General features: G+C 63.3%; 15 protein-coding genes. 6 read left to right on the plus strand and 9 right to left on the minus strand.

The window, feature by feature from the left end; all coding sequences use genetic code 11:
• Nucleotide 1: 1 nt before the first annotated feature.
• The 4 genes from MESCI2_RS0107745 to MESCI2_RS0107760 form a co-directional block, all read right to left on the minus strand.
• Nucleotides 2-3,148, minus strand: a complete 3,147-nt coding sequence (locus MESCI2_RS0107745) for an efflux RND transporter permease subunit (RefSeq protein WP_027036071.1) — start codon at nt 3,146-3,148, stop codon at nt 2-4.
• 199 nt (nt 3,149-3,347) lie between these two features.
• Nucleotides 3,348-4,490: an efflux RND transporter periplasmic adaptor subunit gene (locus tag MESCI2_RS0107750; RefSeq protein ID WP_032900486.1), complete on the minus strand. Its 1,143-nt coding sequence runs from the start codon at nt 4,488-4,490 to the stop codon at nt 3,348-3,350.
• Between the two features lie 51 nt (nt 4,491-4,541).
• Nucleotides 4,542-5,147 (minus strand): TetR family transcriptional regulator, encoded by a 606-nt coding sequence (locus tag MESCI2_RS0107755; RefSeq protein WP_027036073.1) that lies wholly within the window; start codon nt 5,145-5,147, stop codon nt 4,542-4,544.
• 182 nt (nt 5,148-5,329) lie between these two features.
• A complete protein-coding gene (locus MESCI2_RS0107760; protein WP_027036074.1) occupies nt 5,330-6,970 on the minus strand; it encodes an acyl-CoA synthetase in 1,641 nt (546 codons plus the stop codon).
• A gap of 191 nt (nt 6,971-7,161) precedes the next feature.
• Between MESCI2_RS0107760 and MESCI2_RS0107765 the strand changes: the two genes are divergently transcribed.
• The 3 genes from MESCI2_RS0107765 to MESCI2_RS01000000134465 all read left to right on the plus strand — a co-directional run bounded on the left by MESCI2_RS0107765 (nt 7,162) and on the right by MESCI2_RS01000000134465 (nt 11,304).
• Nucleotides 7,162-8,127 carry a sugar-binding transcriptional regulator gene (locus MESCI2_RS0107765; protein ID WP_027036075.1) on the plus strand — a complete coding sequence of 322 codons (966 nt, stop codon included), beginning with the start codon at nt 7,162-7,164 and terminating at the stop codon, nt 8,125-8,127.
• A 91-nt stretch (nt 8,128-8,218) separates the two neighbouring features.
• The gene (locus MESCI2_RS0107770; protein ID WP_027036076.1) at nt 8,219-10,273 is read left to right on the plus strand and encodes a bifunctional aldolase/short-chain dehydrogenase; all 2,055 of its coding nucleotides are present in this window, start codon (nt 8,219-8,221) and stop codon (nt 10,271-10,273) included.
• A 164-nt stretch (nt 10,274-10,437) separates the two neighbouring features.
• A complete protein-coding gene (locus MESCI2_RS01000000134465) occupies nt 10,438-11,304 on the plus strand; it encodes an alpha/beta fold hydrolase (RefSeq protein WP_032900487.1) in 867 nt (288 codons plus the stop codon).
• On the opposite strand, the gene MESCI2_RS0107780 is transcribed toward MESCI2_RS01000000134465, so the two are convergent.
• The 4 genes from MESCI2_RS0107780 to MESCI2_RS0107795 all read right to left on the minus strand — a co-directional run bounded on the left by MESCI2_RS0107780 (nt 11,290) and on the right by MESCI2_RS0107795 (nt 15,925).
• Nucleotides 11,290-12,135, minus strand: coding sequence for an acyl-CoA thioester hydrolase/BAAT C-terminal domain-containing protein (locus MESCI2_RS0107780; RefSeq protein ID WP_050596494.1), 846 nt, complete (start codon nt 12,133-12,135; stop codon nt 11,290-11,292). The two genes, MESCI2_RS01000000134465 and MESCI2_RS0107780, sit on opposite strands and share 15 nt — an antisense overlap.
• A 101-nt stretch (nt 12,136-12,236) precedes the next feature.
• Complete coding sequence (locus MESCI2_RS0107785; RefSeq protein ID WP_023808755.1) at nt 12,237-13,289, minus strand: substrate-binding domain-containing protein; 1,053 nt, start codon at nt 13,287-13,289, stop codon at nt 12,237-12,239.
• A gap of 50 nt (nt 13,290-13,339) precedes the next feature.
• The gene (locus MESCI2_RS0107790) at nt 13,340-14,335 is read right to left on the minus strand and encodes an ABC transporter permease (RefSeq protein WP_027036078.1); all 996 of its coding nucleotides are present in this window, start codon (nt 14,333-14,335) and stop codon (nt 13,340-13,342) included.
• Between the two features lie 78 nt (nt 14,336-14,413).
• A complete protein-coding gene (locus tag MESCI2_RS0107795) occupies nt 14,414-15,925 on the minus strand; it encodes a sugar ABC transporter ATP-binding protein (protein WP_027036079.1) in 1,512 nt (503 codons plus the stop codon).
• 135 nt (nt 15,926-16,060) lie between these two features.
• Here MESCI2_RS0107795 and mtnK point away from each other — a divergent pair, with 135 nt between their 5' ends.
• Entirely contained in the window at nt 16,061-17,335 is a 1,275-nt protein-coding gene (gene mtnK / locus MESCI2_RS0107800) for an S-methyl-5-thioribose kinase (RefSeq protein WP_027036080.1), read from the plus strand.
• Nucleotides 17,332-18,426 (plus strand): S-methyl-5-thioribose-1-phosphate isomerase, encoded by a 1,095-nt coding sequence (gene mtnA / locus MESCI2_RS0107805; protein WP_027036081.1) that lies wholly within the window; start codon nt 17,332-17,334, stop codon nt 18,424-18,426. The genes mtnK and mtnA overlap by 4 nt, the downstream gene beginning before the upstream one ends.
• Before the next feature lie 10 nt (nt 18,427-18,436).
• Here mtnA and MESCI2_RS0107810 read toward each other — a convergent pair whose 3' ends face one another.
• Nucleotides 18,437-18,976 (minus strand): Lrp/AsnC family transcriptional regulator, encoded by a 540-nt coding sequence (locus tag MESCI2_RS0107810; RefSeq protein WP_027036082.1) that lies wholly within the window; start codon nt 18,974-18,976, stop codon nt 18,437-18,439.
• 49 nt (nt 18,977-19,025) lie between these two features.
• On the opposite strand from MESCI2_RS0107810, the gene MESCI2_RS0107815 reads away from it, so the two are divergent.
• Nucleotides 19,026-20,201 carry an MFS transporter gene (locus tag MESCI2_RS0107815; protein WP_027036083.1) on the plus strand — a complete coding sequence of 392 codons (1,176 nt, stop codon included), beginning with the start codon at nt 19,026-19,028 and terminating at the stop codon, nt 20,199-20,201.
• The last annotated feature ends 14 nt before the right edge of the window (nt 20,202-20,215 follow it).

A 20,215-nucleotide genomic window follows, 5' to 3' on the forward strand; every position in this document is an offset into this window, starting at 1 on the left:
TCTATTCGGCGGCCAGCGCCAGTTGCGGCTTTTCGGCTTCCTGGCTCAGTTCCAGATCGTCCGTCCGGCCCTCCGCCCCGCGCTTCTTCGGCTCCCGGCCGAAGAACAGGGCGTAACCGGCCGGCAGGACCAGGATGGTCAGCACCGTGGCAACCAGGATGCCGCCCATCATGGCGTAGGCGAGCGGACCCCAGAAGACGCCGCGCGAGATCGGGATCAGCGCCAGCACCGCCGTCAGCGCCGTCAGCGTGATCGGCCGGAAACGGCGCACGGCCGAACCGATGATCGCCTCGTAGCGGTCCATGCCCGCGGCGATGTCCTGGTCGATCTGGTCGACCAGGATGATCGAGTTGCGCATGATAATGCCGAGCAGCGCGATGACGCCGAGAATGGCGACGAAGCCGAATGGCGCGCCGCTGATCAAGAGTGCCGCGGCAGCACCGATAATGCCAAGCGGACCGGTGGCCAGCACCAGCATCGCCTTGCCGAAGTTCTGCAGCTGGATCATCAAAAGCACGACGATGACGGCCAGCATGATCGGCGCCTTGGCGGCGATCGAAGCCTGGCTTTCCGCCGAGTCCTCCGCACCGCCCTGGATCTCGACCTTGTAGCCGGGCGCCAATCCGTCACGCAGGCCCTGCATATCCTTGTACAGCTTGGTGACGACGTCATTGGACTGCACGCCGTCGGGCAGCGTTGCCCGCACACTGATGGTCGGCAGGCGGTCGCGGCGCCACTCGATGCCTTGCTCCAGCACCGGCACCACCTTGGCAACCTGCGACAGCGGCACGAAGCCACCGAAGTCGGTCGGGATATAGACCGAGTCGACCGAGGACAGGAGGCTGCGGCTGGCATCCGGCTCGCGGGCGACGATGGACACCGTCTCCTCGCCGTCGCGGAAGTCGTCGAGCGGCGCGCCGGACATCGTCGCCTGCAGCATCTGGCGGATGCGCTGCGAGGTGACGCCGAGTGCGCGGGCACGATCCTGGTCGATGACCAGCTTCATCGCCGGAACCGGCTCCAGCCAGTCATCATGCACCGCGCCAAGCAGCGGATCCTCACGGAATTTCGCCTTGACCTGGTCGGCGATGCGGCGCACCTCCTGGCGATCCGGCCCCATGACGCGCATCTGCACCGGCCAGCCGGTCGGCGGGCCGAGGAACAGACGATCGACCTTGGCGCGGATGGACGGGAAGTCTTCGGCCAGCACTGTGCGCAACTTGACGATCAGACGTTCGCGAGCCGGTTCGTCATTGGCCATGACGAGCAGCTGGGCAAAGTTGGGGTTGCTCAGTTGCTGGTCGAGCGGCAGGAAGAAGCGCGGCGCGCCTTCGCCGATATAGGTGGCGATGAAACGCTTGTCCTTGTCGTCCATCATCTTGGTTTCGAGCGCCTTTGCCTGCGCCTCGACTTCCTTGATGCTGGTGCCTTCCGGCAACCAAAGATCGACGAGGATTTCCGGCCGCGACGATTGCGGGAAGAAGTTCTGCGGAATGAACTGGAAAGCCCACAGGCTGGTGCCGAAGGTGACCAGCGTCATCACCAGGACGATGATGCGATGGCGCACGGCCCAGCTGACGGTAGCACGAAGCCGGCGGTAGAAACGCGTGTCGAAGACATCGTGATGGCTGCCGGCATGCTTGCGCTGCTTGAGGATCATGTTGCCGAGCCATGGCGTGAAATAGACCGCGACGAACCAGGAGACGATCAGCGCGATGCCGACGACATAGAACAGGGTGCGGACATATTCGCCGGCTGTCGAGGCCGCGAAGCCGACCGGAATGAAGCCGGCTGTGGTGATCAGCGTGCCAGTCAGCATCGGGAAGGCGGTCGAGGAATAGGCGAAGCTCGCCGCCTCGACCTTGACCATCCCCTCCTCCAGCTTGCGCTCCATCATCTCGACGACGATCATCGCGTCGTCGACCAGAAGACCGAGCGCGATGATCAGCGCGCCGAGCGAGATGCGCTGCAGGTCGATGCCGAGTTCGTACATGATGGCGAAGGTGGCAGCGAGCACCAGCGGGATGGCGATGGCGATGACCAGGCCGGAACGCCAACCGATCGACAGGAACGAGACGACCAGCACGATCAGCAACGCTTCGCCAAGCGCATGCATGAATTCCGCCACCGCATCGGTGACGACGCCCGGCTGGTCGGAGATCTGGTCGACCGCAACGCCGTAGGGCAGCGCCTCCTCGAAGCGCTTGTAGGTGGCCTCGACATCCTTGCCGACATCGGTAACCTTGAACCCCTTGGCCATGACGACGCCCAACTGGACGCTGTCGTGACCGTTGAAGCGGTACTTTCGCTGGAACGGATCTTGCAGCCCGGAGGTCACCGTGGCGATGTCGCCCAACCTTGTGACCTGGCCGCCGGCGCGCAGGCGCAGGTTCCTGATGTCCTCGACCTTGCCGACATCGCCCTCGACGGAGATGCGCACCGAATTGGTGCCGGTATCGACGGAGCCGGCCGGGTCGACATTGTTCTGTCCCTTGATCGCATTCTGCAGATCGGTCAGCGTCAGGCCGCGTTCGGCGAGCGCCTTGGACGAGACGTCGATATAGAGCTTTTCCGGCTGGTCGCCGATGATGACGGCCTTCTCGACGCCGGGCGTCGTCAAAAGCATGTCGCGCGCCTGGATGGCGAACTTCTTCAGCTCGGGATAGCTGAAGCCATCGCCGCTGATCGAATGCAGGGTGATGAAGGTGTCGCCGAATTCGTCGTTGAAATAGGGGCCGAGCAGACCTTGCGGCAGGTCGCCCTGGATATCGCCGACCTTCTTGCGCACCTGGTAGAAGGCGTCGTTCACCTCGGCGGTGTTGGTGTCGCCCTTGATCTGCACGGTGATGATGGCGCTGCCGGCGCGAGTGAAGGAGCGGACGAAATCGAGATGCGGCGTTTCCTGCAGCTTGCGTTCGATCTTGTTGACGACCTGGTCTTCCATCTCCTGGATCGAGGAGCCCGGCCAGATCGCCTGGACGACCATGACCCGGAAGGTGAAATCGGGATCTTCCTTCTGGCCCATGCGCATCAGGCCGAGCGCGCCGGAAATGATGATCAGGCCGAACAGGAACCGCGCAATGGCGGGATGGCCGATTGCCCAGCGCGACAGGTTGAAGGGCCGCTTCTCTTCCGTGGAATTGGTCATCGACGCTGGTCCATCTATCTAGCGCAACAAAATCGAGGGTTCGTAGTGGCTTCCGGGCGGCAAGGCTCTCCGAGCGGAGGAGCACTCATCGCGGTGGGACGCGAAATCGATGTGGGGGTTACATCAATCGAGCGTCTCGGTCGGGCGCCTGCCGCCCGGAAACCAGCGGCTGCGGAAACGCGCAGCCGGTTGTCTGTCGTCAGCGCACCTGCTTGGCGTCGCCGTCCGCCGCGGATGCCGATTGCAGCGCCGTATCACCGGCGAGCTTCACTTTCAGGTTTTCGGTCATGAATTGCGTTCCGGCGGCGACCACGACATCGCCGGGTTTCAAACCCTCCGCGACACGCACGCCATCGGCGGCGAACTCGGCAACCTTGATCGGACGGGCATGAACGGTGTCGGCGCCACGATCGACGGTCCACACGATCGATTGGGTGCCTTGCTCGGCCAGTGCGCTCAGCGGGATCGAGACCAGCTGCCGCTCATTGGCCGCCGAGGCTTCGATGCTGGCGGTCATGCCAAGCAAAACACGCGGATCGTTGGGCAGGCTGACGCGGACTGCAAAGGTGCGTGACTGCGGATCGGCGCTCCCGGCGACTTCGCGGACCTTGCCATCGAGCGCCAGCGCATCGTCGGACCAGAAGCCCGCCTTGACGGCCTTGCCCGGCTTGAATTCGGCGATTTCCATTTCGGGGACGGCGATCAGCACTTCCTTTTCGCCGTCGACAGCGACAGTAACAACCGGCGTGCCGGAACCGACCACCTGGCCGACGTCGGCGCTGACCGTGGTGACGATGCCATCCCTGTCGGCCTTGAGATCGGTATAACCGACCTGGTTCTTCGCCTGAGCAAGTGTCGAAAGGGCGGAATCACGCGTGGCGACCGCTTGGTCATAGGTCAAGGTCGCCTGTTCGAGTTGTGATTTCGGGGCAAAATTCTTGGCAAAAAGCTGCTCGGCACGCTTGCGGGCAAGCTCCACGGTCTCGACCTGCCGCTCGGCGGCATCGAGCGCTGCCTGCGCGCTCTTGACCGAAAGGTCGTAGTCAATGGGATCGATGCGGGCGAGCACATCGCCCGAGGCCACATGCTCGCCGATATCGACGAGGCGCTCGGTGATCTTGCCGTTGACGCGGAACGCCAGAGCGCTCTCGGTGCGGGCCCGCACCGACCCGGAATAGGAGAGCATGCGGGTGTCATGCACCTTCGCGATCTCGACAACCTTGACCGGACGGATGATATCCTTGACTTCGGCTTTTTCCTGGCTGCAGCCGGCAAGCCCGAGAGTGGCGACGATCAGGCTGGCAACTGGCAGCTTGCGAAGGATGGAATTGGACAAAGACATCTTGGTACTCCGACTGGAGATGAATGGTCGACAACCGGCTGGCGGGAGCTATTACTTCAGAGCTCTGATCGCATAGTCGATCAGATCGTCGGGCATCGCCCGGTTGGTCTTGGCAAGGCACTGCGCCACCATCTGCGGATGGCACAGGATGACCGTTGCGGCACCGAAGCAGCGCGACGCGGTCACCGGGTCCTGTTGCCTGAACTCACCGGCCTCGATGCCGTCGCGGATCACCTCCGCAAACAGGTCGTGGATGCTGTCGACATGCTTGTCGATCACACCCCAATCCCGTTCGAGGGCGACGATGACCATCTCGTGGACCTTCTGGTCGTCGAGCATGACCTCCATCGTCATCTTGTATTGCGCATGCACGTAACGCCGGAGCCGCTCCTCGGCGCTGATCGGCAGGCGCGAAATCTCGTAGGCCATCTTGTAGCTGGCGCCGAGCATCCGGCCGCAGACGGCCTGGTGGATTTCGACCTTGGAGGCGAAGAAACGGTAGATGTTGGCGGGCGACATGCCGAGCTCACGCGCGATGTCGGCGACATTGGTCTTGCCGTAGCCATAGTGCCGGAACAGGCGCTCGGCGCAATCGAGAATGCGCGTTACATTTTCCTGTCGGGCGGCTTCGGCGACTATGGTGGCGGCTTCGGACATGACCTCTATCGATTTACGAGTGATGAATTTCGATTTTCGTCACTCGTAAATTGAAAAGACCGACCTGTCAATGCGGATTCTGTGTACGCGTACGAATGGTGACAAATGGTGACAGGGACCGACGAAAGCCGCGGAGGCTTTGCCTAATCGCAAAAGTCGTAATGGAGGAGCAGCGACGAGGCTTAAGTCCCCCTCGCCATCTCGCGCAACCGGAATTTCTGGATCTTGCCGGTCGAGGTCTTCGGGATTTCGGCGAAGATGACCGCCTTCGGCACCTTGAACCGGGCAAGCAGCGCGCGGCAGTGATCGATGATCTCGGCTTCGGTCGCGACCTTGCCGGGCTTCAGCTCGACATAGGCAACAGGCACTTCGCCCCATTTGTCGTCGGGCCTGGCGACGACGCCGCAAGAGCCAACCGACGGGTGCTTGTAGAGCGCGTCCTCGACCTCGATAGAGGAAATGTTCTCGCCACCGGAGATGATGATGTCCTTGGAGCGGTCCTTGAGCTGGATGTAGCCGTCGGGGTGCATGACGCCGAGATCGCCGGAGTGGAACCAGCCGCCGGCGAAGGCCTCGTCGCTCGCCTTGCGGTTCTTCAAATAGCCTTTCATGACGATGTTGCCGCGGAACATGACCTCGCCGATGGTCTCCCCATCGGCCGGTGTCGTCCGCATCGTCTCGGGGTCCATGACCATCAGGCCTTCGAGCGCCGCATAGCGCACGCCCTGCCGCGCCTTCCTGGCACTGCGCTCGCCCTTTTCGAGGCTGTCCCAGGCGCCATGCCATTCGTTGACGACCGCCGGGCCATAGGTCTCGGTCAGGCCGTAGAGATGGGTGACGGCGAAGCCGGCATCGGCCATCCCCGACAGCACCGCTTCCGGCGGGGGTGCAGCGGCCGTGTTGAAAGTGACCGTCTGCGGGAATTCCCGCTTGTCCTCGTCCCTGGCATTGATCAGCACCGACATGACGACCGGCGCGCCGCACAGATGGGTGACGCCCTGATCGGCGATCGCATCGTAGATCGGCTTCGGCCGCACCCAGCGCAGGCAGACATGGGTGCCGGCCTGGACGGCGAGCGTCCAGGGAAAGCACCAGCCATTGCAGTGGAACATCGGCAGCGTCCAGAGATAGACGGCGTGCTTGGCCATGCCGGCATGAATGGTGTTGGTGTAGGCCATCAGCGCGGCACCGCGATGGTGGTAGACGACGCCCTTCGGATTGCCTGTCGTCCCGGAAGTGTAGTTGAGCGAGATGGCGTCCCACTCGTCGTCGGGCATCGACCAGGCGAAATCCTCGGCGCCGCCTGCGACAAACGCCTCATAGTCCAGCGTGCCAACCCGCTCGCCCTTCGGATACGGCGCGTCGTCGGCGTATTCGGGATCGTCATAGTCGATGACCAGCGGCTTGACCTCGGTCAGTTCCAGGGCCTGCCTGACGACGCCGGAGAATTCGCGGTCGACGATCAGCACCTTGGTCTCGGCATGATCGAGCTGGAAGGCGACGACCGCGGCATCGAGGCGGGTGTTGAGCGAATGCAGCACCGCCTTGGTCATCGGCACACCGAAATGCGCCTCCAGCATCGGCGGCGTATTTGACAGCATGACGGTGACGGTGTCGCCCTTGCCGATGCCGCGCCTGTCGAGCGCCGAGGCAAGCTTCAGCGACCGCTGCCAGAAGGTGCGATAGTCGATGCGCTGGCGGCCATGGATGATGGCGATCTGGTCGGGATAGGTCTTGGCCGCGCGCTCCAGATAGGTGAGCGGTGTCAGCGGCTGATGGTTGGCTGCGTTCTTGTCGAGATCCTGTTCGTAAGGATTGCCCATCCCATTGCTCCCCGCGATTTTCTTTCAGACGTTCTAATCACAGGCTCGGGCCGCGTCACCACAAACGATGCCACGAGAGAGCGCATTTGGCAGAATGATGAACCAGATTCGGCGTGAGCGGGAGCATCGCATACCTCTGCCCAATTTGACTTTTGTCGAGAGCCGTGAATAATGTCAGCCAAGGAGACGGCATGGCGATCCGACCGGCAGAACAGCTCATCCACAAGGCCGCCTGGCTCTACTATGCCCATGGCCTGCGGCAGGACCAGGTGGCGAGCCAGCTTAACATTTCCCGTGCCTCGGTCGCCATGTATCTGCGCAAGGCGCGCGAGACCGGCATCGTCAACATCTCGACCTCGACCCAGCTTTTCACCGACGACGTTCTGGCGCGCAAGCTCGAGGATGCGTTGAGCCTCGACGCCGTCTGGATCGCACCGGAGAATGATCATATTGCCGACCCGTCGACGGAAATCGCCGTGCTGGCGGCGAGCGTCTTTCTCGAACTGGTCAAGAAGGGCGACCGCATCGGCGTCGCCTGGGGCCGCACCGTCTATATGATCGCCGACGTCATGTCCTATGCCGACCTGCAGGATGTCACGGTGGTGCAGCTCTGCGGCAATCTCGGCGCGCCCTATTCCTATCGCCCCGACCAATGCACCATGGAGATCGCGCGGCGGCTCAACGCCAAGGGGCTCAATTTCTACGCGCCGCTGGTGCTGTCGACGGAAGAACTCGCGCGGGCGCTGCGTGCCGAGCCGGTGATCCGGGAACAATTGTCGGGTGTCAGCGAATGCGACCTGGCGTTATACTCGGTCGGCGCGGTCGACGCCGACAGCCATCTGGTCAAATGCGGCGCGCTGACGCCAGGTGAAATGGCGGATCTGCGCAGCCAAGGCGCTGCCGGCGTGATTGCCGGGCAGATCATAGACGCCGAGGGCAAGGTGCTCGACTGCAGTTATAACAGGCGGGTGATCTCCGCCGAGCTTGCCTCGCTGCGCGCCATCGCCAGGCGGTTGGTGGTGGTGCAGGAGGACAGCAAGTTCGAACCGCTGCTCGCGGCGATCGCGGGCGGCCTTTGCACGCATCTGGTGGTCGGCGCGCACATGGCGCAGCGGCTCCTGGACCATGCGGCTGCCACGACAGAAAAGGCCTCCTAGGTAATCCCCTCTCCGTCGCCGGCGCATTGTCATCAAAGCGTCGCGGCATTCCTGTTTCACCATCAAAGACAAACAACCGGACGAAGCGAACATGAAGAATTTGTGGAATGACGAAGCAGCCGAAAAACTCGTCGCAGACTACGCGAAAAAGGGTGTCGGCCGCGACCTGGCGCTGCGCGTCTACACGACCCGGCTGCTCGGCGGCGAACCACGGCTGGTCCTGCATGGCGGCGGCAACACCTCCTGCAAGACGACGGCAACCGACCTTGTCGGCGACCAGTGGGACGTGCTGTGCGTCAAGGGCAGCGGCTGGGACATGGGCGTCATCGAGCCGCAGGGCCTGCCGGCGGTCAAGCTCAAGCCGCTGCTCAAGGCCCGCGCGCTGAGCAGGCTGGCCGACGAGGACATGGTTGCCCTGCAACGCGTCAACCTCATCGATCCGTCCTCGCCCAACCCGTCGGTCGAGACGCTGCTGCATGCCTTCCTGCCGCACAAATTCGTCGACCACACGCACTCGACCGCCATCCTCGCCATCGTCGACCAGGAGGATTCCAAGCCGCTGGTGAAGACGGTCTTCGGCAGCAAGATGGGTTACGTGCCTTATATCATGCCCGGTTTCGACCTCGCCAAGGCGGCCGCCGACATCTTCGACGCCGACCCTGATGTCGAAGGCCTGATCCTCGACAAGCACGGCATTTTCACCTTCGGCGACGACGCCAAACAGGCCTACGATCGGATGATCCACTATGTGAACGTCGCCGAGGACTTCATTGCCGCAAGCGGCAAGCCGAAGGCGGCAAAGGCGGCCTTGCCGGCAAGCCTCGCGACACCGGCGTCCATCGCGCCGATGCTGCGTGGTGCGGTGGCGGTGGCGCGCGGCGAAGGCCGCTTCGACCGCATGGTCAGCGATTTCCGCACTTCGCCGGCAATCGTCGATTTCATCAATTCATCCGAGATTGCCGACTATGCCGGACGCGGCGTGTCGACACCGGATCTGTCGATCCGCATCAAGACCGGCCCAATGGCGCTGCCGGCGCCCGATGCTGACAAGGCCGGTGACTACAAGGCGGTGATCAAGAGCCATGTCGACGCGTTCGCCAAGGATTATCGCGCCTATTTCGAAACCAATGATGCGCTCGACGACGTCAAGCGCACCATGCTCGACCAGATGCCGCGGCTGACGCTGGTGCCGGGCCTCGGCATGTTCGGCCATGGCCGCACGCTGAAGGACGCGAAGATCGCCTCGGATGTCGGCGAGATGTGGATCGAGGCGGTGCGCGGCGCCGAGGCGGTCGGCCGTTTCCACCCGCTCTCCAAGGCCGATCTGTTCCCGCTGGAATACTGGTCGCTGGAACAGGCCAAGCTCGCCTCCAACAAGCCGAAGCCACTGACTGGCCAGGTGGTGCTGATCACCGGCGGCGCCGGCGCGATCGGTGCAGCGACAGCCAAATTGTTCGCCGACAATGGCGCCCATGCCGTCGTTGTCGATCTCGACGCCGAAAAGGCTGCCGACGCGGCGAAGAAGGCCGGCAACAATTCGATCGGCGTCGCCGCCGACATTACCGACCCGGCGCAGGTGCGTGCCGCCTTCGACAGAGCAGTCGCCGTGTTCGGCGGTGTCGACATCGTGGTTTCCAATGCCGGCGCCGCCTGGGAAGGCCGCATCGGCGAGCTCGACGACGCGCTCCTGCGCAAGAGTTTCGAGCTTAATTTCTTCGCCCACCAATCGGTGGCGCAGAATGCCGTGCGCATCATGCTCGAGCAGGGCACAGGCGGCGTGCTTTTGTTCAACACCTCCAAACAGGCGGTGAATCCCGGCCCGAAGTTCGGCGCCTATGGCGTGCCGAAGGCGGCGACACTGTTCCTGTCCAGGCAATACGCGCTCGACTATGGCGCGCATGGCATCCGCTCCAACGCCGTCAACGCCGACCGCATCCGCTCAGGGCTTCTGACCGACGCCATGATCGCCAGCCGCTCGGGCGCGCGCGGCGTGTCGGAAAAGGACTACATGTCCGGCAATCTGCTCGGCCAGGAAGTGACGGCGCAGGACGTGGCGCAGGCCTTCCTGCATCACGCGCTGGCCGACCGCACCACCGCCGATGTGACAACGGTCGATGGCGGTAATATCGCAGCGGCGATGCGCTGACGTAGAGATCCGTTAGACGAAAAGGTGCGGTGCAACTCCGAAACTTGAGCCTATTGCCCGGAAACGGGCTGGAGAAAGGGCGGTTGGGAACTTTCGACCCGACCGGCCATTGAGATCGAGCAAGGTCAAGCAGCCAAATTGTTGCCTTCTCGAGGAGTTCCCTCATGCCAGCCGAAAACTGGTCCCTGCCCGAACGCTTTATTTTTTCGGGTCACCCGATCGCATGGGGAACGATCGGCGACGGCCCGCCGGCGGTCTTGCTTCATGGTACCCCGTTCTCGTCGGTGGAATGGCGGCGCATTGCAGCTTGGCTCGGGCAGCGGCGCCTAATCTACTATTTCGACATGCTCGGCTACGGGCAATCCGCCAAGCCCGACGCGGACGTGTCGCGCGGCATTCAAAACGAGCTGTTTGCGGCGCTCTACGCTCACTGGGAGCTGGAATGGCCCGACATCGTGGCGCATGACTTCGGCGGCTCCGTCGCGTTGCGCGGCCACCTGCTCAACGGGCTCGATTATCGCTCTCTGGTGCTGATCGATCCGGTCGCGATCAGCCCTCAGGGATCGCCCTTGGTTCAAGCGGCAAAAGAACACGAGAAAGCGTTTGCCGGTCTGCCGGCCTATATCCATGAAGCCATGCTTCGCGCCTATATCGGCGGCGCTGTCGCGAACGCATTGCGCGCGGACGAAATGCAGCTCTATCTGCAGCCATGGCTTGGAGATGAGGGCCAGAAGGCTTTTTGGCGTCAGATCGCGCAGATGGACGACAAGTACAGTCGAGAGGTCGAGTGGCGATATGGCGAGATACGTTGCCCTGTGACGATCCTGTGGGGTGAAGACGACGAGTGGATTCCGCTCGACGACGGGCGAGAACTCGCGCGCCGCATCCCCGGTGCGCCGTTCATCACGGTTCCAAATGCCAAACATCTCGTTCAGGAAGACGCGCCAGAGGCAATAATCTCGACTGTGCTCGACTTCTGGAACGACCAGCATCCTTCGGCCGCCGCGAAACCCCTGCTACAGCAACTCTAGAATATGTTTCCAGGCCCTGGTTCCCAGCCTCGAATCAGCCTCGTCACTGCCGCCATGCTCATGCGATACCGAGCGCGGCGTGGTCTCCCCCGGCAAGAGAATACGGTGCCCCGCATCCGGCGATGAAACGAGGTGGGTGACCTTGCCGGCTTTGCCGCGCCGCCGGACAATCGCTTCCGCGAACCATAGGGAGGGCCACAGCGCATCGTCGCCACCCGCGACAAGCACAATCTCGGCCGATATTTTCTCCACGGGAACGGCAGCGGCATTCGCCTCCCGCTTGAAGGCTTTCAAGCTGCGTTCGAATAACCCCCTATAAGACACCAGACCATCCACGGGCGTGGGTGCCCAATCCGGATCTGTCGGCACGAATGGCAGGGGAATACCGCCGAGCGACCATGAGGATCGTTCAGGCCAGCTAACGCCATCCCGGCCCGCACCGATGTTCCCCCAAACCACCGATGACGGGCTGATCGCGACCACAGCGTTGACCCGCTGATCATGGACCGCCGCGAGCAATGCGGCCTCGGCACCCTTGGATGTGCCGACATAGACGATGCGGCGGCATCCCGTTCCAATGAGATAGTCGGTTGCCGTAAAGAAGGTTTCGAGGGGAATTTCGCATATTCCGGGAGGCTGGCCCTCACCGCCAAACCATCGCAGGGCCAAAGCCGACGAGCCCTGGTTTGCAAAGAGCCGTGCGCGCCCGACATCGACGCGGCCACTCGACCCACCCAACACCACGACACCGGTGGTGGCCTGCGGGCGTCGAAACAAGGTTCCGGCGACGGCGCCGGACAGGTTTTCCTCGATTGCCGCCTGGACTTCCATATATGCACCGAACCTTGGGCCGGGTTGCGAGCCAGCTCTGCAAATCTTCAGCAAAAGGCCGCCTGCAGCAAGCGGCTGCAGGCGGCCTTCGATAGCGAAACCTACTTCGCGTTCGGGTTCGGCATCCAGGCCGGCATCGCGACATCGGCATGGGCGAACTGCGGCAGCTTGGCCGACAGGTCCTCCATGTTCTTGATGTCCTTGTCGATGAGGTCCTTTTGGGTGATCAGCGTCGGCGGCACGACGACGTTGTGGCCGGGGTCTTCACCGGCCAGCAACTGCGCCAGCGCACGCACCGAGACCTGGCCGACGACAGCCGGATTGGTCGCGGCGGTCGCGGCCCAGGCGCTGTCGGGCTCGCGCATCGCAGCGATATCCGACGTCGAGATGTCGGCCGAATAGATCTTGATGCCCTTGTTCAAGCCCGCTTCGTCGACAGCGATCTTCACGCCCTTGGCGAATTCGTCATAGGGAGCGAACATCACCTTGATGTCGGGATGCGCCGTCAGCACCGAACGCGCCTGGTTGGCGACGGAGTTGGCGATCGGATTGTCGAGCGTGCCGAACATCGCGACTTCCTTGATGCCGGCATACTTCTTCTTCACGTCGACCCAGGTCTCGTTGCGGCGGTCGAGCGGCGCGATGCCGGCGACATAGACATAGCCGGCATTCCAGCTTTCGCCATTGTCCTTGACAGCCTGCTCGAGCGCGAGGCGCGCAAGGTCGCGGTCGGACTGTTCGATCTGCGGGATCTTGGGGTTTTCGACATTGACGTCGAAGGCCACAACCTTGATGCCGGCGTCGACCGCGCGCTGGGCGGCGTCCTTCATCGATTCCGTCAGGCCGTGCTGGATGATGATGCCCTGCACGCCAAGAGCGATGGCCTGGTCGACCATGTCGGACTGAAGGGCGGCATCCTGGCGGCTGTCGAGGACACGCAGGTCTATGCCGAGCGCCTTCGACTGTGCCTCGACGCCGGAGAGATAGGCCTGGAAGAAGTCGCCGGTCGAGAGATAACGCACCAGCGCGATCTTGACGCCGGGCTTGTCGAAAGGCGCCGGCTTGTCCGCGGCAAAAGCCGGGACCTGCATCAACATGGTTGCGCCGGCCAATCCGAGCGCCACCTTCCCCAGAAGTCTTCTTGTAATGCTCACTTTGTTTTCCTCCACTCTTGTTGAACCCAAAATCCTGTTCCGGTCGAAAGCTACCTCCGGCCTCTGCCCGAAAGCGCAAAGGTGAAGACAAGGGCGACGACCAGAACCACGCCCTTGACGAAATCCTGCGTGTAGTAAGGCGCGTTCATCATCGTCAGGCCTTGCAGCAAGATGCCGACGAACAGCGCGCCGATGGCGGTGCCGAAGGCGTTCGGCTTGGCGGCACCTAGCACCGCGTAGCCGATCAGTGCCGCGGCGACCGCATCGAGCAACAGATTATTACCCGAGGCGATGTCACCGCGTCCAAGCCGGGCAGCGAGCAAAATGCCGCCGATCGAGGCAAAAACTCCTGAAATAACGTAGGCCCAGATCTTGTATGCCTTGACAGGCGCACCGGCGAGTTCGGCGGCGCGCTCGTTGCTGCCCACGGCATACATCATGCGGCCGAAACGTGTGTATTCGAGGAAGAACCAGATCAGCACGGCGAGCACGAGCAGCACCACCACCGACACCGGAATGAGGTTCGTGATGAAGAAATCGAAACGGTGGCGGCCGAGCGCCAGGAAGGCGTCGGAGAATTTGCCGTTGGCGACCGAACCGTCGGGCATGGTCATGCCGGTGGCGATCGAGCGGCCTTCTGTCGGAATGCGCTGCAGGCCGACGAGCAGGAACATCATGCCGAGCGTCGCCAGCAGATCGGGCACACGCATGTAGACGATCAGCCAGCCATTGATCAGGCCGACAATGGCGCCGATGAGCAGGCAGACGACGACCGCGACAAGGGCGTTCTGCTCCAGCACCACCATCACATAGGCGGCCGCCATCATGGCTGATGTAGCGACCGAGCCGATCGACAGATCGAAGCCGCCGACGACGAGCGTGGCGGTGACGCCGAGCGCCAGCACGCCGGTGATGGCGACCGACTGGAAGATGAAGACGGCACTTTGCGGCGAAACGAAACCGTCGGCGGCGATCGAGAAATAGGCGACGAGCCCGAACAAGAGCACGATGAACCCGTAGCGGATGGCGTGGTCGCGCAATGTCATCCGGCGCTCCCGCGCGCTGCTGCCGTCTTTACCAAACCCGAACCCATGCTCTCTCCATTCCAATTCCTGTCGCCGCGCTCAGGCCGCACTGTGCAGCGGCCCGCCGGCGACCTCGGCCAGCAGGCGGTCGAGATCGACATCGGCATTGCGGTGTTCGCCGACGATGGTCTGTTCCGACATGACCAGGATACGATCGGCGGTCTCCAGGGCCTCGTCGAGTTCGGTGACGAACAGCAGCGTGGCGCGTCCGTTTGCGCTCGCCCTGAGCTTGGCGGCAATGTCGCGCCGGGCCGAGATATCGACGCCCTGAAACGGCTCATCCAGGATGAACAGCCTTGCATCCTGCGCCATCCAGCGGGCGACCATCACCTTCTGCTGGTTGCCGCCGGACAGCTCCGACATCTCGTCCTTCTCGGAACGGCAGACGATGCTCAACTCCTCGATCTGCCGGCGTGCCGTGGTGCGTTCGAGGCGGCGCCTCAGGATGCCGAAGCGCGACATGCGCTTGTGAAACGGCAGGCTGATATTTTCCTGGATGTTGAAGCCTTGGACGATGCCGTTCTCGCCGCGGTCCTTGGCGACCAGAAACACGCCGGCAGCGATCGCTTCGCCGGCTGTTTCAGGTGCATAAGGCCTGCCGTTCAGCGTCATTGTACCGGCGAGCGGCCGGCGCACGCCAAACAGCGTCTCGGCAAGCGCCGTCTTGCCGACGCCGACGAGGCCGGTGATGGCAACGACCTCGCCGTCGCCGAGCGTCAGCGAGATCGGCCGGGCGCCCGGCGCAATGCGCAGACCCTCGATCGCCAGGACTGCCTTGGCCGAATTCCTGACGACGATCTGCTCGAGATGGATCTTGCGGCCGAGCATGGCGTTGACCGCGCCTTCATAGTCGAGCGGTTTCTTGTCGAAAATGCCTGAGATGATCCCGTCACGCATGGAGACGATGCGATCGGCCAGCCGCCTGATGTCCGACATGCGATGCGAGATGTAGAGGATCGCCACGCCCTGCTCGCGCAGCCTGTCGATCAGCGCGAACAGCCGGTCGGCCTCGGCGCTGGAGAGCGATGAGGTCGGCTCGTCGAGGATCAGCACTTTCGGCTTGTGCGCCAGCGCGCGGGCAATCGCCACCATCTGGCGATCGGCCAGCGAAAGATCGCTCACCCGCGCCTTCAAATCGATGGCCAGCCCCATGCGGTCGGCAACCGCCTTGGCCTCCCGCCGCACGCGCATTGGATTGAACAGGGTCGGCGCGCCGCTGCCGCTCAGCCGGTCCAGCGTCAGGTTGGTGGCGACGTCGAGATCGGCGACGACACCGTCGTTGATATTCTGGTGTACGGTGACGACGCCGGCGCGGATCGCTTCGGCCGGGGTTTTCGGTGCAAAATCCTGCTCGGCGAGCGCCATCCTGCCGCCGCCACGTTCGTAGACACCGGAGATGATCTTGACGAGGGTGGATTTGCCGGCGCCATTGGCGCCCATCAGCACGGTGACTTCGCCGGCATGCAGTTCGACCGAGACGCCGCCAAGCACCTCGTTATGGCCAAAGGATTTCCTTAGTCCCTCTACGCGGAACACGGCATTACCGACCATGCGTTCCTCCCTGATATGACGCTATGGGCTGCATCGGCAATTGTCAACACGATTGACAATTGCCAGATCGCTTCCTAGCTTGGCCCGGTCGCCATGCGTCCGTTACGTTCGGAGCGCATAAGCGGGAGGATGACGATGACTGAAAAATTGCCGTTCGAAGCACTATCGGTCGAAACCCTGGCTGCGCGCCTTGGCGGCAACGAGGCGCTGTGCGCGAAGATCGGCAAGGACACTGGCGCCTGGAAGGTCCGCGAGGTCGGCGACGGCAATCTCAACCTGGTGTTCATCGTCGAGGGCGCCAGCGATGCCGCGGTGGTCAAGCAGGCCCTGCCCTATGTCCGCCTGGTCGGCGACAGCTGGCCATTGCCCTTGAAGCGCTCCTTCTTCGAATATCACGCGCTGACCAGGCAAGAGGCACGCGCGCCGGGCTCGGTGCCGGCGATCCACTATTTCGATGAGCGTCAGGCGCTGATCATCATGGAATATCTTGCGCCGCCGCACATCATCCTGCGCCGTGCGCTGATCGACGGCCGGCAGCTGCCGAACATTGCCCGGGATATCGGCCTGTTCATGGCCCGCACTCTGTTTCGCGGCTCCGACCTGCATATGGCTGCCAAGGACCGCAAGGCCGATCTGGCGCTGTTCGCCGACAATGTCGAGCTTTGCGACATCACCGAGAGCCTGGTGTTCTCCGACCCCTATTTCGACGCCAAGATGAACCGGCATACTTCGCCGCAGCTCGACGGCCTGGTCGCCGAACTGCGCGCCGACCGCGACCTCAAGGTCGAGGCGCAGCGGCTGAAGCACATCTTCGCCGCCAATGCCGAAACGCTGCTGCATGGCGACCTGCATTCCGGCTCGATCATGGTCACCGACAGCGAAACCCGGATGATCGATCCGGAGTTCGCCTTCTACGGCCCGATGGCCTTCGATGTCGGCATGCTGCTTGCCAATTTCTGGATGTCGTTCTTCTCGCAACGCGGCCACGAGCAGGAGGGCAAGCGCGACGCCATGCGCGCCTATCTGCTCGGCGTGACGACCGAGACTTGGGGCGTGTTCCGCGCCGAGTTCTCGCATCTATGGCGGACCGAACGCACCGGCATGCTCTACCAGAAGAGCCTGTTCGAGGATCAGGGCGACAGGCTCGGTGCCGAGCAGGCGCTCGACCATGTTCTGCACCAGATGTGGACCGATCTGCTTGGCTTTGCCGGCATCGAGGTGCACAGGCGCATCCTCGGCCTCGCCCACAATGCCGATTTCGAGACGATTGCCGACGAGGATCTGCGCGCCAGTTGTGAAGCAAAGGCGCTGAAATTCGGCCGCCACATCGCCGTCAACCGACGCCATATCCACAGCATCGACGAGGTCAACAAACTGGCCGCGCTGATCGAACAGGAGAGCAGCATTTGAACGTCGGCGACCGCCACTATCGCACCATCTGGCTGAGCGACGACGGGCGTTCGGTCGATATCATCGACCAGCGCTGGCTGCCGCATGATTTCCGCATCGAGACCATCGGCACGGTTGCCGGCATCGCCACCGCCATCCGCGACATGTGGGTGCGCGGCGCGCCGCTGATCGGCGTCACCGCTGCCTATGGCGTCGCCATGCAGATGGCCGACGATCCGTCGGATGCAGCACTCGATGCGGTCTGGGAAACACTGCATGAGACGCGCCCCACCGCGATCAATCTGCGCTGGGCGCTCGACGAAATGCGGCGCTTCCTGCGGCCCCTGCCGGCAGAACGACGCGCCGCAGCCGCCTATCGGCGCGCCAGTGAGATCGCCGATGAGGATGTCGAGCTGAACCGCGCCATCGGCGAGAACGGTCTCGCCATCATCAAGGCGATCGCGGCGCGCAAGCAGAAGGGCGAGCCGGTCAACATCCTGACCCATTGCAATGCCGGCTGGCTGGCGACGGTCGATTACGGCACCGCCACCGCGCCGATCTATCTGGCGGCGGAGGCCGGCATTCCGGTCCACGTCTATGTCGACGAGACGCGGCCGCGCAACCAGGGCGCCCAGCTGACCGCCTGGGAGATGGCCGGGCACGGCGTGCCGCACACGCTGATCGTCGACAATGCCGGCGGCCATCTGATGCAGCGCGGCGAGATCGACATGGTCATCGTCGGCACCGACCGCACCACCGCCGACGGCGACGTCTGCAACAAGATCGGCACCTATCTGAAGGCACTCGCAGCCGCCGACAATGATGTGCCGTTCTATGTCGCGCTGCCGTCGCCGACCATCGACTGGACCGTGCATGACGGACTGGCCGAGATCCCGATCGAGCAGCGCTCGGCCGACGAGGTCTCGCTGGTCTGGGGCAAGACCGCTGCCGGCGGGATTGCGCAGGTGCGCATCTCACCGGAGACGACGCCGGCGGCAAACCCGGCCTTCGATGTGACGCCGGCGCGGCTGGTGACCGGCCTGATCACCGAACGCGGTGTCGCCAAGGCCTCGCGCGAGGGCCTGAAGGCGATGTTTCCCGAGCGGGCGTAGCCGTTCGCTTCTAGTACAAAGGCTCGGCCATGTGCTTCATGGTCGGCCATGTCTCGGTAATGCCCGGCTGCACCGGCCGCTCCAGATAGGTCGATAGAACCACATAGCTGCGCGTCGAGGTGACCCCCGGCGTTTCGTACAGGCGCGCCAAAAGGCCTTCGAGTGCCCTGGTGTCTTCCGTGCGGACCTTCAGCAGCATGCAGGTATCCCCGGCGACGGTATGGATCTCCTCGACCTCGGGATATTGCGAGACCGCCATCAGTTCCGGCGTCTTTCCCCAACCCTTGGTGTCGATATGGACAAAGGCAAGCAAAGGCTTTTTCACCGCCCGGGGATCGATGATGGCGACCGTGTTGCGGATGGCGCCGCTGCGCCGGAGCCGTTTGACCCGCTCATGCGCTGCCGGTGGCGACAAGCCCACGCGATCACCAAGTTCGGCGTAGCTGATCGTGGCATCATCGACCAGGACGCCTAATATTCTTCGGTCTATCGCGTCGAGGTCGCGGGCCGCAGTCCTGTTCTGCGGAATACCATCTGTTTCTTCATCCATGTCGAAATTCCCTGTTTGCCACTGAATGAAATACGGCGATTATGATGTTATGTCGAACACAGATCAAGTTGCACCATTGACTACGGACGCCAGAGCCCCGATCCCGGCGCTTGCCTATCTGCTGACGGGCTGCATCGCCGTCATCGGCTCGAACTCGCTTGTGCTGGGTCCGATTGCACCGGCTGTCGCCTTATCGTTCGGAACCAGCGTGCCGGCCGTGATGATTGCGGCGGCCGCGTTCGGCCTTGGCACCTCCGCAAGCGCCCTGTTCCTGGCCCGCTACATCGACCGGCTCGGCGCACGCCGGATGCTGCAGGGCGCCCTGTTGCTGCTGGCACTGGCGCTGGTGGCGAGTGCCGTTGCACCCACGGTGATCATGCTGGTCGCGGCACAGCTGCTGGCCGGCATCGCTGCCGGCATCGCCATGCCCGCGATCTATGCCAGCGCCGCAGCCATCGCGCCACCGGGCAGAGAGAGCGGCACGATCGGCGTCGTGCTGACCGGATGGACGCTCAGCATGGTGGCCGGCGTTTCGCTTTCGGCCGTGCTTGCCGATCTTGTGCATTGGCGCGCCGTTTTCACAGCGGTCGCGGTGCTTGCGGCCCTTGCATGGATGGGCCTGACGGCGACGTCGCTCAGCGACATCAGGAAGGGCGGACCGGCGCCCGCCCCGCTGGAAGCGCTCGGCATTCCCGGAATCCTGCCGCTGCTGGTCGCGTGCGCGGCCTTCATGACTTCGTTCTACGGCGTCTATGGCTATCTCGGCGACCATCTTCATGTCGGGCTGGGACAGCCGGTGAGCGCCAATGGCCTGGCGGCGCTTGCCTACGGCATAGGCTTCGGGACGGCTGCTCTGCTCGACGGCGTCATCGACAGACTGGGTGCGCGGCGCGTCATGCCGTTCGCCTACCTTCTGGTCGCCGTCGTCTACGTGGCGATGGCCGCGGCGAGTGGCAGTTTCGGGCTGACCTTGACCATGGTGGCAATCTGGGGACTGGCCAATCATTTCGGCCTGAACGTCCTGGTGATGCGCCTGTCGGCGCTCGATCCGTCGCGGCGCGGCACGATCATGGGCCTGAACAGTGCGGTGACTTACCTCGCGGTCTTCGTCGGCACCACCAGCTTCGGGCCGCTCTACTCCAGCTTTGGTTTTGCCACTTGCGCAATGGTCGCAGCATTGCTGATGCTGATCGCCGCATCGGCGGCGGCGTGGCGCACGCGATAATCGAACGAACTTGG

It is taken from the genome of Mesorhizobium ciceri WSM4083, from assembly GCF_000519305.1.
GTDB classification, from domain to species: Bacteria; Pseudomonadota; Alphaproteobacteria; order Rhizobiales; family Rhizobiaceae; genus Mesorhizobium; species Mesorhizobium ciceri_B.